Source organism: Comamonas terrae (assembly GCF_001544075.1).
Classification (GTDB): Bacteria; Pseudomonadota; Gammaproteobacteria; order Burkholderiales; family Burkholderiaceae_C; genus Comamonas; species Comamonas terrae.
Map to the genome: position 1 here is coordinate 430,366 of NZ_BCNT01000001.1, position 14,398 is coordinate 444,763.

Below are 14,398 nucleotides of genomic sequence, written 5' to 3' on the forward strand. Positions count from 1 at the left end.
AAGAATACCCGCTCCAGCGCCGGCTGGAGACATTCTGATGCTTACTTCAACGCCTTGTAACGCACGCGCTTGGGAGCGGCGCCTTCTTCGCCCAGGCGCTTCTTCTTGTCGGCCTCGTACTCCTGGTAGTTGCCGTCGAAGAAGTACCACTGCGAATCGCCCTCGGCCGCCAGGATGTGGGTGGCGATGCGGTCCAGGAACCAGCGGTCGTGGGAGATCACCAGCACGGTGCCCGCGTATTCGAGCAGCGCGTCTTCCAGCGCGCGCAGGGTTTCCACGTCCAGGTCGTTCGAGGGTTCGTCCAGCAGCAGCACGTTGCCGCCCTGGATCAGCGTCTTGGCCAGGTGCAGGCGGCCGCGCTCGCCGCCCGAGAGGTTGCCGACCTTCTTCTGCTGGTCCTGGCCGTTGAAGTTGAAGCGGCCGGCATAGGCGCGCGAGGCCATCTGGAACTTGCCGACGTTGATGATGTCCAGGCCGCCCGAGATGTCCTCCCACACGGTCTTCTCGTCGGCCAGCGCGTCGCGCGACTGGTCCACATAGGCCATCTTCACGGTCTGGCCGATCACGACCTCGCCCGAATCGGGCTTTTCCTTGCCCGCGATCAGCTTGAACAGCGTGGACTTGCCCGCGCCGTTGGGGCCGATGATGCCGACGATGGCACCGGCCGGAATGTTCATGCTCAGATTGTCGATGAGCACGCGGTCGCCGAAGCTCTTGGTGACGTTGTGGAACTCGATGACCTGGGTGCCCAGGCGGTCGGCCACGGGAATGAAGATTTCCTGCGTCTCGTTGCGGCGCTGGTATTCGTAGTCGCTCAGCTCCTCGAAGCGGGCAATGCGCGCCTTGCTCTTGGCCTGGCGGCCCTTGGCGTTCTGGCGCACCCACTCCAGCTCCTTCTTCAGGGCCTTGGCGCGGGCTTCCTCGCCCTTCTGCTCCTGCTCCAGGCGGTTTTGCTTCTGCAGCAGCCATTCCGAGTAGTTGCCCTTGTAGGGAATGCCGTGGCCGCGGTCCAGCTCCAGGATCCACTCGGCCGCGTTGTCCAGGAAGTAGCGGTCGTGGGTGATGGCCACCACGGTGCCGCTGAAGCGGTGCAGGAACTGCTCCAGCCAGTCCACGGACTCGGCGTCCAGGTGGTTGGTGGGTTCGTCGAGCAGCAGCATGTCGGGCTTGGACAGCAGCAGCTTGCACAGCGCCACGCGGCGCTTCTCGCCGCCCGAGAGCTTGCCGACCACGGCATCCCACGGCGGCAGGCGCAGCGCGTCGGCGGCGATCTCGAGCTGGTGCTCCGAGTCGGTGCCGGCGGCGGCAATGATGGCCTCCAGCTCGCCCTGTTCCTTGGCCAGCGCGTCGAAGTCGGCATCTTCCTCGGCATAGGCCGCATACACCTCCTCGAGGCGGGCCTTGGCATTGTTCACCTCGGCCATGGCTTCTTCCACGGCCTGGCGCACGGTGTGCTCGGGGTTGAGCTGGGGCTCCTGCGGCAGATAGCCGATGGACAGGCCCGGCATGGGAATCGCCTCGCCCTCGAACTCCTTGTCCACGCCGGCCATGATCTTCAGCAGCGAGGACTTGCCCGAACCGTTCAGGCCCAGCACGCCGATCTTGGCACCGGGAAAGAAGCTGAGCGAAATGCCTTTCAAGATCTGCCGCTTGGGCGGCACGGTCTTGGTCAGCTGATTCATCGAGAAAACGTATTGAGCCATGTACGAATTGCTTTGAGTTGCTTGAATTTACGCAAAAAAATGTGCCGCTTTGAGTGGCGAGCCAGCCATGATTATCGACGCATGCGACAATACCCCTCGCAACAGGCGTCCAGTTGCCTGTCGCAGCAGCACTTCAGCTGGGGACAATGGGTGGTTTCGGCAGACAACCGAAGCGACCGCTCCGGGCTCCCACACACGAAACTTTATCTGCCTACAACTGGCCAGGCAGCCCCACGGGCCGCCATGACAGGCTGATACCCCGCGCCCAGGATTGGCGCAACTGATCACAATGACATTTGAAGAACTGAATCTGGCTCCCGCCATTCTCAAGGCCGTACAGGAACAGGGCTACGAAACCCCCACCCCCATCCAGGCCCAGGCCATTCCTCTCGTGCTGGCCGGCCATGACCTGCTGGCCGGCGCACAGACCGGCACCGGCAAGACCGCCGCCTTCACGCTGCCCATGCTGCAGCGCCTGTCCGGCGGCACCGCACCCAAGAACCGCTTCGGCGGCAAGGGCATCCGCGCCCTGGTGCTGACCCCGACCCGCGAGCTGGCCGCCCAGGTCGAGGAAAACCTGCGCAACTACGCCAAGTACCTGGACATCAACTCCACCGTGATCTTCGGCGGCGTGGGCATGAAGCCCCAGATCGCCCGCATCGAAAAAGGCGTGGATGTGCTCGTGGCCACGCCGGGCCGCCTGCTGGACCTGGCCCAGCAAGGCTTCATGGACCTGTCCACGGTCGAGGTGCTGGTGCTCGACGAAGCCGACCGCATGCTGGACATGGGCTTCATCCACGACGTGAAGAAGGTGCTGGCCCTGGTGCCCCAGAACAAGCAGAGCCTGCTGTTCTCCGCCACCTTCAGCGACGAGATCCGCGAGCTGGCAAACGGCCTGCTGCGCAATCCGCAATCCATCCAGGTCACGCCGCGCAACACCACGGTGCAGCGCATCAAGCAGATCATCCACCCGGTCGGCCGCGCCAAGAAGAAGCAGGTGCTGCTGCACATCATCCAGGAAAACAACTGGAGCCAGGTGCTGGTGTTCACGCGTACCAAGTTTGGCGCCAACAACGTGGCCGAATTCCTGACCAAGAATGGCGTTTCCGCCATGGCTCTGCATGGCAACAAGAGCCAAAGCGCCCGCACCCAGGCCCTGGAAGGCTTCAAGACCGGCGAACTGCGTGCCCTGGTGGCCACCGACATCGCTGCACGCGGTATCGACATCGACGAACTGCCCAACGTGGTGAACTACGAGATCCCCAATGTCTCGGAAGACTACGTGCACCGCATCGGCCGCACCGGCCGTGCCGGCCGCGAGGGCAATGCGGTCAGCCTCGTCTGCATGGACGAGGAAGGCTTCATGATGGACATCGAGCGCTTCACCAAGCAGGAAATCCCCGTGCAGGTGCTCGAAGGCTTCGGCCCCGACGAGGGCGAGAAGGCCGAGCCCATCGCCATGGGCCGCCAGACCATCTGGGGCGGCGCCGGCAAACCGCCGAGCCGTGAAGTCATGCAGGCGGCCGCCAAGGCCGCGCGCCAGGAAATGATGGAGCGCATCCGCACCAACAAGGCTGCCCAGGGCGATCGCGGCCGTGGCAACCGCCGCCCTGCCGAAGCCGGCGCCACCGACGGCGCCCAGGAAGAGCGCCCCCAGCGCCAGCAAAAGCCCCGCAACCGCTTCAACAACCAGGGCACGCCCCGCGGCGCCAACGGCCAGGGCACCGAGCGTGGCCACCACCACGGCCGTGGCGAGCAGCGCGAAGCCCGTCCGCAGAACGATCCGCAGCGCGCTCCCAAGCGCGGCCCGCGCCAGTTCGGCGAGCGCAACTCGCGCTATGAAGACCAGCCGCCGCGCCCCGATGCCCACCTGGGCACCCAGCTCGGCCATGCGCGCAGCAAGGCGCCGCGTGGCAACGGCGGCCAGCCCGACCCGATGCGCACCAGCGTGGACACCATGGCCGAACGCGGCCGTCGCGGCGGCTTCGGCCGAGGTGGCTTCGGCCGCTGATGGATCGCCAGGGAGGCTCGGACACTTCCCGGCTTCCCGATGAAGGGCTGCAATCATTGCAGCCCTTCTGCTTTTTTTCGCCCGCTTCTAGCTGTGGGCTGACAGCGACCCGCAAGGCTCCAGGGCTACCATGCCTGCCAAATATGCGAAGCTAGGCCAGGCTGCCGTTTCGGCCTGCTTTCCGGATCAGCTCTTTTCCTATTCGACCTATGACTCTGCCATCCACATCCGCGCCACCCCATGCCGTACGCCACGCCCGTGCATGGCGGTCGGGCGTCCTGCGGCTGACTGCAGTGGGGGCAGCCGCCCTGGTCACGGCCTGCGCCAACGTGCAATTGCCCCCCTGGCCCGGCAGTGCCCCGCAGCCCCAGGCAGCAAGGCCGGCCACACCGCCGCCGGCGCAGCCTGCCACCGGTGCGACGGCGCAGCCCGTGGTGCCGGGGCCGCAGCTCACGCCCCTGCCCTACAACCCCGCCATCGAGGCGCGCTTTCCCGATCCGTCGGTTCGCTACGACACGCCGGGGCTGAACAACCCGCGCCAGCAGTTCACCACTCAGGCCGAGATGTCGTCCTGGCTGCAGGCGCTGGCCGCCAGATCCCAGGGCAGCGGCACGACGCTGGGCCTGCTGAACATCGGCAGCTCCCAGCACGGCACGCCGATACAGGCCCTGGTCGCCACGCGCGCGGACAACATCCAGGCCTCCTCCCTCAACAGCAGCGGGCGCCCCACGGCCCTGCTGGTGGCGCAGCAGCATGGCGACGAGCCGGCCGGCGCCGAGGCACTGCTGGTCATCGCGCGCGAGCTCGCGCCCGGCGGCCTGCTGGCGCCATTGCTGCAGCAGATCAATGTGGTCGTCGTGCCTCGGGCCAACCCGGACGGAGCAGCCACCGCCAGCCATCTGACGGCCGACGGCACCGATCTGGCGCATGACCATCTGCTGCTCAGCACGCCCGAGGCTCGCGCCCTGGCCACGCTGGTGCGCGACTACCGGCCCGCAGCCGTCGTGGACCTGCATGAATACGCGGCAGCAGGCCAGTTCCTGCAGAAATACCAGGCCGTGCAAAGCTACGATGCGCTGCTGCAATACGCATCCACCGCCAATGCGCATGAATTCGTGACCAAGGCCGCGCGTGAATGGTATGTGCAGCCGGTGCGCAGCGCCCTGAGCCAGGCCGGACTGAGCAACGAGTGGTTCTACAGGACCAGCGCCCAGCCCGATGACAAGTCCGTCTCCATGGCCTCTCTGGTGCCCGACACGCTGGCCAACACCAGCAGCCTGAAGAATGCGGCCGCCCTCTTCGTCAGCAGCCGTGGCTCGGATCTGGGCGCCACGCACATCCAGCGCCGCGTGCACACGCTGGTGACCGCAGCCACCAGCGCCTTGCGCGCCACCGCCGAAAAAGCCAGGAACCTGAACCAGGTGGAAGAGTTCGTCGCACGCGATGTCTCCTCGCTGGCCTGCCGCCAGCAGCTCACCGTCCAGGCCGAGCAGACGCCCGAGCAGCGCAGCATCGCCATGCTGCAAGCCGGCACCGGCGCCGAGCAGCAGGCCCGCCTGGACTGGAATTCGTCGCTGCAGATCAAGGCCAGCCAGACACGGGCACGCCCCTGCGGCTACCTGATATCCGCCGAGGCGCGCCAGGCCGTGGAGCGCCTGCGCCAGCTGGGCCTGCAAGTGCAGCAGATCGCCGAGCCCGGCCAGGTACTGGCCGACTCCTACCAGGAAGCTCGCCATGCCGGCAGTTCCGCGGCGCTGGTGCTGACACGCGGCTCCCTCGATGCGCCGGCCGGCAGCTATTACCTGTCGCTCAACCAGCCCAAGGCCCATCTGGCGACCGCGGCCCTGGAACCCGATACGCCCTACAGCTATGTGAGCAAGGGGCTGATCGCATCGACCGCCGACATCGCCCGCGTGGTGGCCACACCTTCCGTGGTGTTCGACGAGGACGACGACTGAACAGGAATCTGCGCCCGCACCCCAGCCCATGCCGCCAATGCCGCATGGGCTTTTTTTTGGCCCGGCCCCGCAACGGAGGCCGGAAATGGCGGGAATTGAAAGGACTGGCCTGCCCGGCAGGGATCGAACCTGCGACCCACAGCTTAGAAGGCTGTTGCTCTATCCGACTGAGCTACGGGCAGATGTTTGAATGCACGGGGTTCTTCGGTTTCGCGAGCCCCTGCAGTGACGCGAAATGCGCTGCGATGCGCATTTGCCGGCCGGCCGTTTCCGGCGCGACGCCATTATGCACGGCATTTGGGCGGGCTTGCGCAATAGCCGCCTGCAGCCTGGCCGCGAAAGCAGGCCCGATGAAGCCCATCCAGCAAAAAATGCTCAAGTCCGGCCTCTTTATGTCGATACATAAAGAGTTTCAACCGGTGCCCATGGCAGATGGATCAAGACCTTGCAGGCCTTGCCGCCCATGAGTGCCCTCGCTTTCACCTTCGACCGACGCTCCCGGCCAATATGCGACTTTCCGTAGCCGCATTGGCCGTCAGCGCCTTTTTGCAATTCATTTATCCAGGACAAGAGCACAGCGAATGAAATTCAATCAATGGCGCGTATCAACCAAGCTGTGGTGCACTCTCGGCGGATTGCTGGCAATGATGCTGGCAGTCTCGCTGTGGGCGCAGTACACCGCCGCCCAGGCAATGCAGGCCGGCATGCGCACCCAGGCCGACTACGATCACCGCATCAACCTCGCGCTTCAATGGAAAGGCGCCACCGAAACCACGGGCGAACGCGTGCTCACCAGCAATGTCACGCCCGACGAGGAACTGACCGCGCTGATGGACGAGCGCGTCAAGGCCGGCGTGGGCATCAACTCCGAACTGCAGGCCCAGGTCGTCAAGCTGGCCCAGAGCGATGCCGACAAGCAGGCACTGGAGCGCATCGCAGCCGTGCGCGCCGAAGTGCTGGCCCTGAACAAGCAGGCGCGCGAGATCAAGCTGACGGGCGACATCGCTGCCCTGCGCACGTTCATCAAGCAGCAATACATCGGCGCCATCACCCGCTATGTGGGCTCGCTGGAAGCCTTTGTGCAGCTGCAGCAGCAGCAACGCGATGCCGCCAACCTCCTCACCCAGCAGGCGCAGCAGCGCGCGGCCTGGCTCGCATGGGGGGTGCAGGGCGTGGTGCTGCTGGTGGGACTGGGCCTGGCGCTGGCGCTGACCCGCTCCATCACCCGCCCGCTGGCCGAAGCGGTGGAGCTGACCAATGCCATCGCCGAAGGCGACCTGACCGTGGCGGCCAACAGCCAGCGCCAGGATGAATTCGGCCATCTGCTGGGCTCCGTCTCCAGCATGGCGGCCCGCCTGCGCGGCCTGGTGACCGATGTGCGCGACAGCGTGCACTCCATTTCCACCGCCTCCTCGGAAATCGCCTCGGGCAACCATGACCTGTCCTCGCGTACCGAGCAGACGGCTTCCAACCTCGAGGAAACAGCCGCCAGCATGGAGCAGCTGACCGCCACCGTGGCCCAGGCGGCCGACACGGCGCGCCAGGCCACGCACCTGGCCGGCAATGCCGCGCAGGCCGCCCAGCGCGGCGGCACCGTCGTGGAATCGGTGGTCAGCAGCATGAGCCGCATCAGCGAAAGCGCACACCGCATCTCCGACATCATCGGCGTCATCGACTCCATCGCCTTCCAGACCAACATCCTCGCGCTCAATGCGGCCGTGGAAGCCGCGCGCGCCGGCGAACAGGGCCGCGGCTTTGCCGTGGTGGCCAGCGAGGTGCGGGCCCTGGCCCATCGCAGCGCCGAGGCGGCCAAGGAAATCAAGGCCCTCATCGGCACTTCCGTCGATGCGGCCCATGCAGGCGCCGAGCAGGTCTCCCAGGCCGGCCAGGTGATGGAAGACATCGTGAGCAGCGTGCGCAAGGTCTCCGACATGATCGGCGAGATCAGCGCTTCCTCCACCGAACAGCGCGACGGCATCAGCCAGGTCAACCAGGCCGTCAACCACCTGGACCAGATGACGCAGCAAAATGCCGCGCTGGTCGAGGAGTCGGCGGCCGCCGCCGTTTCGCTGCGCGACCAGGCCCAGCGCCTGTCGGGCATGGTGGCCGTGTTCAAGGTCAATGGCGCGGGCTCTGGCGCAAACGCGCTTTCCCGCACCGAGCCCCTGGCCGCCTTGCCGGCCTGATCCAGGGCGTGGCCGCCCTGGCCGCGCCTTCGGCAGATGAAAACATCTTTGTATGCCCGCTCTTGCAGCGGGCATTTTTGATTGCAAGGCCGCCCGACGGAAAACACCGCCTCCTACCTCACGGAAAGCATGGCGCGTGACGCAGCGCGATTTTTTGAAAGGGCTCGCCTGCCTCGGTTTTCGACAGGCGGCTTCAGGCAAAGAAAAACGGGTTACAGAAAACTCTGTAACCCGTTGTCCTGGAATAAATGGTCGGCGTGGCGGGATTCGAACTCGCGACCCCTTGCACCCCATGCAAGTGCGCTACCAGGCTGCGCTACACGCCGAAGACTTAGATTATACACATCTTTCGGCACTCACAGCGAAAGCAGCGAGCGGATCTGCAGCAGCTCTTCGCGGATCTCCTCGGCGCCCAGTGCCGGCACCGCGCCAAAGCGCAGGCCCGCGAAAGCGGTCTCGCCGCCCCCGGCTTCCTGCGCCAGGCCATCCACCGGACCCGAAGGGCTTGGCAAAGCGGCTTCGCCCGCCGCGCCCGCCTGCGGCAGGGTGCCTGCAGCGGTGCGCGCGCTGACGCCGGTTTCGCGCAGGCGGTTGCGGGCACCGCTGATGGTGAAGCCCTGCTCGTAGAGCAGTTCGCGGATGCGGCGGATCATCAGCACCTCGTGGTGCTGGTAGTAGCGCCGGTTGCCGCGGCGCTTCATGGGCTTGAGCTGCGTGAACTCCTGCTCCCAGTACCGCAGCACATGCGGCTTCACATCGCACAGCTCCGCCACCTCACCGATGGTGAAGTAGCGTTTGACAGGAATGACGGGCAAGTGTGAAGCCATGGCGTTGCAGTCGGTATCGGCCCAAGAAAGCGCATTGTGATGCGCGCAATATAGCGCTCAAAGAAGGCAGACCTGAAACTTCATCCACAGCGAAGTAACGCCATGAAGCCCGGGCCCGCCGCCTTCAGGCCGCAGGACGGTCGCCCTGTATCAGCTCTTTGAGCTTGCTGCTGGCATGGAAGGTCACCACGCGGCGCGCTGCAATCGGAATCAATTCGCCCGTGCGCGGATTGCGGCCCGGGCGCGGCGCCTTGGTGCGGATCTGGAAGTTGCCGAAGCCCGATAGCTTGACATCCTCTCCGTTCACCAGGCTTTGCGAGATCAGGTCGAAGAACGCATCCACCATGTCCTTGGCTTCGCGCTTGTTCAGGCCGATCTCGTCGAACAGCAGATCGGCCAGCTGCGCCTTGGTCAGCGCGGGGCTGTCGATGCTCTCTACTGCCAGTTCCATGGGACGATCTCCTTGTGGATTGAACATGATCAACGCAGGCGGGCTGCCACCCGCTCTTGCAGCTGCGCCAGCACCGCCTGCACGGCCTGCTCGATCTGCGCGTCGGCCAGCGTGCCTTCGTCGCTCATCAGCGTCAGGCGCACGGCCAGGCTCTTCTCGTCCTGGGCCAGGCTGCCCGGGGCGGCTTGCTCTCCGGCCTTGAGCTTCTTGGGCCGGAACACATCGAACAGCGTGGCGTTGCGCAGAATGCCTTCCGTACTGGCCGCGAAGACCGCCTCCATGACCTGGGCATGGGTCACGGCCTCCTTGACCACCACGGCGATGTCGCGCTCCACGGCCTGGTGCTTGGCCACGGGCTGGAATACCGGCACATGGCGGGCCAGCACGGCGTCCAACTCCAGCTCGAACATCACGGGCGCCTGGGGCAGGTCCCACTCCTGGCGCCACTTGGGATGCAGCTCGCCGACAAAGCCGATGGCCTTGCCGTCCAGCAGCACGCGGGCGCAGCGGCCCGGATGCATGGCCGGATGCTCGGCCGGCTCGAATGCAGGCTTGAGCGGCGCCAGCAGCGCTTCCACATCGCCCTTGACGTCGTAGAAGTCCACCTTGGCCTCTGCCCTGCCCCATTGCAGCTGGTCGGCCGCGCCATAGGCGAGACCGGCCACCCGCATGGGCTGGTAGAAGCCCTTGACGGTGGTGTCGGAGTCGACGACCGAGGCATCCTTGAAGAATACGCGGCCCAGTTCGAACACGCGCACGCGCTGGGCCTTGCGGTCCACGTTGAACTTGAGCACCTGCAGCAGCGAACCCAGCAGCGACGAGCGCATCACGCTCAGGTGGCTGGCGATGGGGTTGAGCAGCTTGACCGGGTCGGCATTGCCGGCCAGCTCGGCCTCCCACTTGGTTTCGACAAAGCTGAAGTTGATGGTTTCCTGGTAGCCCAGGTCCGCCAGCTCGCGGCGCACGGCAAACGGGCTGCGCTGGTTCTCGGCACGCAGCTTGGGCGAAATGGGCGCCAGCGGCTTGGAAGTCGGCAGGTTTTCGTAGCCGATCATGCGGGCCACCTCCTCGATCAGATCCTCTTCCAGGTTGATGTCGAAGCGGAAGGTGGGCGCGGTCACGCTGATCACGCCCTCGCCGGCCACGGTCGCAGGCAGGCCCAGGCCGTTCAGGGCATCCAGGCATTGCTGCTGGGTCACGGGCATGCCGATGACCTTGGCCGCGCGCGCCACGCGCAGCTGCACCGTCTTGGGCGCCGGCATGTTGGGCTGCTGATCATGAATGGCGCCGACCTGGGTCTCGGGCGTGCCGCAGATCTCCAGCACCAGCGCCGTGATGCGCTCGATGTGCTCCACCGTGTGCTCGGGATCCACGCCGCGCTCGAAGCGGTGGCCGGCATCGGTCGAGAAGTTGAAGTGGCGCGAGCGGCCGGCCACGGCCTTGGGCCACCAGAAGGCCGCCTCGATGTAGATGTTCCTGGTGTCGTCGGACACGGCCGTGGCGTCGCCGCCCATGATGCCGGCCAGCGACTCGACCTGCCGGTCGTCGGCGATCACGCCGACCTTGATGAAGTCGTCGATCTTGATGGTGTTGCCGTTGAGCAGCTTGAGCGTCTCGCCCTCCCGGCCCCAGCGGACCTGAAGTCCGCCGTGGATCTTGTCCAGGTCGAAGATGTGGCTGGGGCGGCCCAGCTCGAACATCACGTAGTTGGAGATGTCCACCAGCGGCGACACGGAGCGCTGGCCGCAGCGGGCCAGGCGGTCCACCATCCACTGGGGTGTCTTGACCTGGGTGTTGACGTTGCGCACGATGCGGCCCGAAAAGCGTCCGCACAGGTCGGTGGCCTCGATCTTCACGGGCAGCGTATCCTGGGTGGCGACGGCGGCTGCGGGGAAGGACAGAGCCTTCAGCGGCGTGCCGGTCAGCGCCGACAGCTCGCGCGCGATGCCGTACACCGACAGGCAGTGCGCGAGGTTGGGCGTGAGCTTGAGCGTGAACAGCGTGTCGTCCAGGTTCAGGTACTCGCGCACGTTCCGGCCCAGGGGCGCATCCAGCGGCAGCTCCAGCAGGCCCCCGTGGTCGTCGGCAATGCCCAGCTCCTTGGCCGAGCACAGCATGCCGAAGCTCTGGACGCCGCGCAGCTTGCCCACCTTGATCTTGAACGGCTTGCCGTCCTCGCCTGGCGGCAGCTCGGCGCCCACGGTGGCGCAGGGAATGCGGATGCCCACGCGCGCATTGGGCGCGCCGCAGACAATGTTCAGCAACTCGGGGCCGCCGACATCGACCTGGCAGATGCGCAGGCGGTCGGCGTCCGGATGCTGCACGGCCTCCTTGATCTCGCCGACCACGATGCCGGTGAAAGGCGGCGCCACGGGCTCCATCTCTTCGACCTCGAGGCCGGCCATGGTCAGGGTGTCGGCCAGCTCTTGGGTGGTCAGCTGCGGGTTGCAGTACTCGCGCAACCAGGATTCGGGAAATTGCATAGTCAGACTCTTTGGCGTTCATGCCGGCGCTAGCGGCGCAGCCCGGCTGTATGGCGATCTTGCTTTCAAAAGAGGAGCTGTCTGCGCTTAATATTTCTGGTTTTCATGTTGTTTTTATTTTAAAAACCAGTGATATCAAGCGCTGGCAGCTCACTTTTTCAATTACTGAAACTGCGACAGGAAGCGGATGTCGCCATCGAAGAACAGGCGCAGGTCGTTCACGCCATAGCGCAGCATGGTCAGGCGGTCGGGGCCCATGCCAAAGGCAAAGCCGATGTATTTTTCGGGATCCAGGCCCATGTTGCGCACCACGTTGGGGTGCACCTGGCCGGAGCCGGCGACCTCGAGCCAGCGGCCGGCCAGCGGTCCGCTCTGGAACTGGATGTCGATCTCGGCCGACGGCTCGGTGAACGGGAAGAAGCTGGGGCGGAAGCGCAGCACCAGGTCGTCCTGCTCGAAGAAGGTCTTGCAGAAGTCGGTGAATACGACCTTCAGGTCCTTGAAGCTCACGTTCTCGCCGATCCACAGGCCTTCGCACTGGTGGAACATGGGCGAATGGGTGGCATCGCTGTCCACGCGGTAGGTGCGGCCCGGCGCGATCACGCGGATCTCGGGCATGCCCTGGCCGGCGTCGATCCGGTTGCGGTATTTCTTCACGTGCTGCACGGCATGGCGCACCTGCATGGGACTGGTGTGCGTGCGCAGCAGATTGGGCGCATGCTGCGTGCCGCCTTCCACGTAGAAGGTGTCGTGCATGGAGCGTGCGGGATGGTCTTCCGGCGTGTTGAGCGCCGTGAAGTTGAACCAGTCGGATTCGATCTCGGGGCCTTCGGCCACGTCGAAGCCCATGGAGCCGAAGATGCCTTCGATGCGCTCCAGCGTCAGCGACACGGGATGCAGACCGCCCGTGCCACGGCGGCGGCCGGGCAGCGTCACGTCCAGCACTTCGGCCTTCAGGTGTGCCTCCAGCTCGGCATCGGCCAGGGCCTTGCGGCGGGCCGTCAGCGCAGCCTCGATGGCCTGCTTGGCCACGTTGATCGCGGCGCCGCGCGACTTTTTCTCTTCGACGGAAAGCTGCGCCATGCCCTTCATGAGCTCGGTCATCTTGCCCGACTTACCCAGAAACTGCGCCTTCGCATTTTCCAGATCGGCAGGGGTATGGGCTTGCGCAAACAGCTGCTGCGCGCTTTCGACCAGAGAATCCAACTCGTTCATATCGACTCTTTATCGATTCTTGAAAATAAACAAGGGCTAGCGCCTTTTCAAGCCCTAGCCCTTGCTGTTTGTGCACCAGCAGCTACTGAATCAGGAGTAACTACCGATCGTGACCTTAGGCAGCCAGCTTGGCCTTGACTTGGTCGACGATGGCTGCAAAGGCAGCCTTGTCGTGCACGGCGATATCGGCCAGCATCTTGCGGTCGATTTCGATCGCAGCCTTCTTCAGGCCGTTGGCGAACTGGCTGTAGGTCAGGCCCAGTTCACGTGCAGCGGCGTTGATACGGGCGATCCACAGCTGACGGAACACGCGCTTCTTGTTGCGGCGGTCACGGTAGGCGTATTGGCCAGCCTTCATCACCGCCTGCTTGGCGACGCGGAAGACGTTACCGCGGCGGCCGCGGAAACCCTTGGACAGGGTCAGAACTTTTTTGTGACGGGCACGGGCCGTTACACCACGTTTGACGCGAGGCATGAGTTTTCTCCTTGTTCGTCAGTGAATTACAGGCCGGCCGAGGGCAGCATCTGTGCAATGGAGCCCATGTTGGTCTCATGCACGTTCACCGCACCGCGCAGGTGGCGCTTGTTCTTGGTGGTCTTCTTGGTCAAGATGTGACGCTTGAAGGCTTGACCGCGCTTGACGGTGCCACCGGGACGAACGCGAAAACGCTTCTTCGCGCTGCTCTTGGTCTTCATTTTGGGCATGTGAATGCTCCTGTTGATTGTGCTCGTGAGGCGGTGCGCAACTCTGCGCACACTTCGCTAGCCACCGAGGCACTTGTGCACCCGCCCGAAGGCAGGTGTTTTGCAGGCAAGCCTGCAAATCCTGTCCAGCGGAGACTGCTCCCCGCTGCGCTGCAAACCGCAGCAAAACAAAAGTGGGCCGCTTGCGCAACCCACTCTTGCCTTCAAGGCAGACAGCGATTATGCCTTATCTTCGGCCACCGGTGCAGCATCGCCCTGTGCCTTGCCGCCGGCCGCAGGCTTCTTGCTGCGCGAGGGCGCGATCATCATGATCATCTGGCGGCCTTCCAGCTTGGGGAACTGCTCCACCTGGATGGAATCCGACAGGTCGTCGCGCAGGCGGTTGAGCAGGTCCAGGCCCAGCTGCTGGTGCGTGATCTCGCGGCCGCGGAAGCGCAGCGTGACCTTCACCTTGTTGCCATCGGCCAGGAAACGGCGGATGTTGCGCAGCTTGATGTTGTAGTCGCCATCGTCGGTGCCGGGACGGAACTTGACTTCCTTGATTTCGATGACGGTCTGCTTGGCCTTGGCCTCGGCAGCCTTCTTCTGCTCCTGGTACTTGAACTTGCCGTAATCCATCAAACGGCAGACCGGAGGATTGGCCGTAGCGGCAATTTCCACCAGATCGACATCCAGCTCGCCAGCCATGCGCAGCGCTTCCTGCAGCGGCACGATACCCAGCGGCTCATTGTCAGGACCAGACAGACGCACTTCAGGCGCCATGATTTCTCGGTTGAGGCGATGCTTGCGCTCTTCACGGTGGCGCCGATCGCGAAATTCAGTAGCTATGGTTTTCACCCTTGGATTGAAATGGCTACAA

General features: G+C 64.8%; 12 protein-coding genes and 2 tRNA genes. 3 read left to right on the top strand and 11 right to left on the bottom strand.

Annotated features, from left to right (window positions below; all coding sequences use genetic code 11):
* Positions 1-41: 41 nt before the first annotated feature.
* Positions 42-1,703 (bottom strand): energy-dependent translational throttle protein EttA, encoded by a 1,662-nt coding sequence (gene ettA / locus Cte04_RS01930; RefSeq protein ID WP_066470837.1) that lies wholly within the window; start codon positions 1,701-1,703, stop codon positions 42-44.
* A 289-nt stretch (positions 1,704-1,992) separates the two neighbouring features.
* Here ettA and Cte04_RS01935 point away from each other — a divergent pair, with 289 nt between their 5' ends.
* Both Cte04_RS01935 and Cte04_RS01940 read left to right on the top strand, forming a co-directional pair.
* The gene (locus Cte04_RS01935; protein ID WP_066470840.1) at positions 1,993-3,714 is read left to right on the top strand and encodes a DEAD/DEAH box helicase; all 1,722 of its coding nucleotides are present in this window, start codon (positions 1,993-1,995) and stop codon (positions 3,712-3,714) included.
* Positions 3,715-3,923: 209 nt separating this feature from the next.
* A complete protein-coding gene (locus Cte04_RS01940) occupies positions 3,924-5,672 on the top strand; it encodes a M14 family metallopeptidase (RefSeq protein WP_066470842.1) in 1,749 nt (582 codons plus the stop codon).
* A gap of 105 nt (positions 5,673-5,777) precedes the next feature.
* Here Cte04_RS01940 and Cte04_RS01945 read toward each other — a convergent pair.
* Positions 5,778-5,854 (bottom strand) — tRNA-Arg (locus Cte04_RS01945).
* Complete coding sequence (locus tag Cte04_RS21725) at positions 5,845-6,051, bottom strand: hypothetical protein (protein WP_169798036.1); 207 nt, start codon at positions 6,049-6,051, stop codon at positions 5,845-5,847. The genes Cte04_RS01945 and Cte04_RS21725 overlap by 10 nt, the downstream gene beginning before the upstream one ends.
* A gap of 202 nt (positions 6,052-6,253) precedes the next feature.
* On the opposite strand from Cte04_RS21725, the gene Cte04_RS01950 reads away from it, so the two are divergent.
* Entirely contained in the window at positions 6,254-7,858 is a 1,605-nt protein-coding gene (locus Cte04_RS01950; protein ID WP_066470847.1) for a methyl-accepting chemotaxis protein, read from the top strand.
* A gap of 249 nt (positions 7,859-8,107) precedes the next feature.
* Here the strand turns inward: Cte04_RS01950 and Cte04_RS01955 are convergent.
* The 8 genes from Cte04_RS01955 to infC form a co-directional block, all read right to left on the bottom strand.
* Positions 8,108-8,184 (bottom strand) — tRNA-Pro (locus tag Cte04_RS01955).
* Between the two features lie 30 nt (positions 8,185-8,214).
* Positions 8,215-8,685, bottom strand: a complete 471-nt coding sequence (locus Cte04_RS01960; RefSeq protein ID WP_066470849.1) for a MerR family transcriptional regulator — start codon at positions 8,683-8,685, stop codon at positions 8,215-8,217.
* Between the two features lie 124 nt (positions 8,686-8,809).
* Entirely contained in the window at positions 8,810-9,136 is a 327-nt protein-coding gene (locus Cte04_RS01965; protein WP_066470852.1) for an integration host factor subunit alpha, read from the bottom strand.
* Between the two features lie 29 nt (positions 9,137-9,165).
* Positions 9,166-11,619 (bottom strand): phenylalanine--tRNA ligase subunit beta, encoded by a 2,454-nt coding sequence (gene pheT, locus Cte04_RS01970; RefSeq protein WP_066470855.1) that lies wholly within the window; start codon positions 11,617-11,619, stop codon positions 9,166-9,168.
* A gap of 162 nt (positions 11,620-11,781) precedes the next feature.
* Complete coding sequence (gene pheS / locus Cte04_RS01975; protein ID WP_066470857.1) at positions 11,782-12,834, bottom strand: phenylalanine--tRNA ligase subunit alpha; 1,053 nt, start codon at positions 12,832-12,834, stop codon at positions 11,782-11,784.
* Between the two features lie 115 nt (positions 12,835-12,949).
* Entirely contained in the window at positions 12,950-13,309 is a 360-nt protein-coding gene (gene rplT / locus Cte04_RS01980) for a 50S ribosomal protein L20 (RefSeq protein WP_066470859.1), read from the bottom strand.
* Positions 13,310-13,335: 26 nt separating this feature from the next.
* Entirely contained in the window at positions 13,336-13,539 is a 204-nt protein-coding gene (gene rpmI / locus Cte04_RS01985; protein WP_005795135.1) for a 50S ribosomal protein L35, read from the bottom strand.
* Positions 13,540-13,758: 219 nt separating this feature from the next.
* Positions 13,759-14,376: a translation initiation factor IF-3 gene (gene infC / locus Cte04_RS01990; RefSeq protein WP_083526445.1), complete on the bottom strand. Its 618-nt coding sequence runs from the start codon at positions 14,374-14,376 to the stop codon at positions 13,759-13,761.
* Positions 14,377-14,398 lie beyond the last annotated feature (22 nt).

Excerpts from the sequence above, each read along its gene's own strand:
- ettA (WP_066470837.1), bottom strand. The coding sequence starts at position 1,703 with ATGGCTCAATACGTTTTCTCGATGAATCAGCTGACCAAGACCGTGCCG.
- Cte04_RS01935 (WP_066470840.1), top strand. The coding sequence starts at position 1,993 with ATGACATTTGAAGAACTGAATCTGGCTCCCGCCATTCTCAAGGCCGTA.
- Cte04_RS01940 (WP_066470842.1), top strand. The coding sequence starts at position 3,924 with ATGACTCTGCCATCCACATCCGCGCCACCCCATGCCGTACGCCACGCC.
- Cte04_RS01950 (WP_066470847.1), top strand. The coding sequence starts at position 6,254 with ATGAAATTCAATCAATGGCGCGTATCAACCAAGCTGTGGTGCACTCTC.
- Cte04_RS01960 (WP_066470849.1), bottom strand. The coding sequence starts at position 8,685 with ATGGCTTCACACTTGCCCGTCATTCCTGTCAAACGCTACTTCACCATC.
- Cte04_RS01965 (WP_066470852.1), bottom strand. The coding sequence starts at position 9,136 with ATGGAACTGGCAGTAGAGAGCATCGACAGCCCCGCGCTGACCAAGGCG.
- pheT (WP_066470855.1), bottom strand. The coding sequence starts at position 11,619 with ATGCAATTTCCCGAATCCTGGTTGCGCGAGTACTGCAACCCGCAGCTG.
- pheS (WP_066470857.1), bottom strand. The coding sequence starts at position 12,834 with ATGAACGAGTTGGATTCTCTGGTCGAAAGCGCGCAGCAGCTGTTTGCG.
- rplT (WP_066470859.1), bottom strand. The coding sequence starts at position 13,309 with ATGCCTCGCGTCAAACGTGGTGTAACGGCCCGTGCCCGTCACAAAAAA.
- rpmI (WP_005795135.1), bottom strand. The coding sequence starts at position 13,539 with ATGCCCAAAATGAAGACCAAGAGCAGCGCGAAGAAGCGTTTTCGCGTT.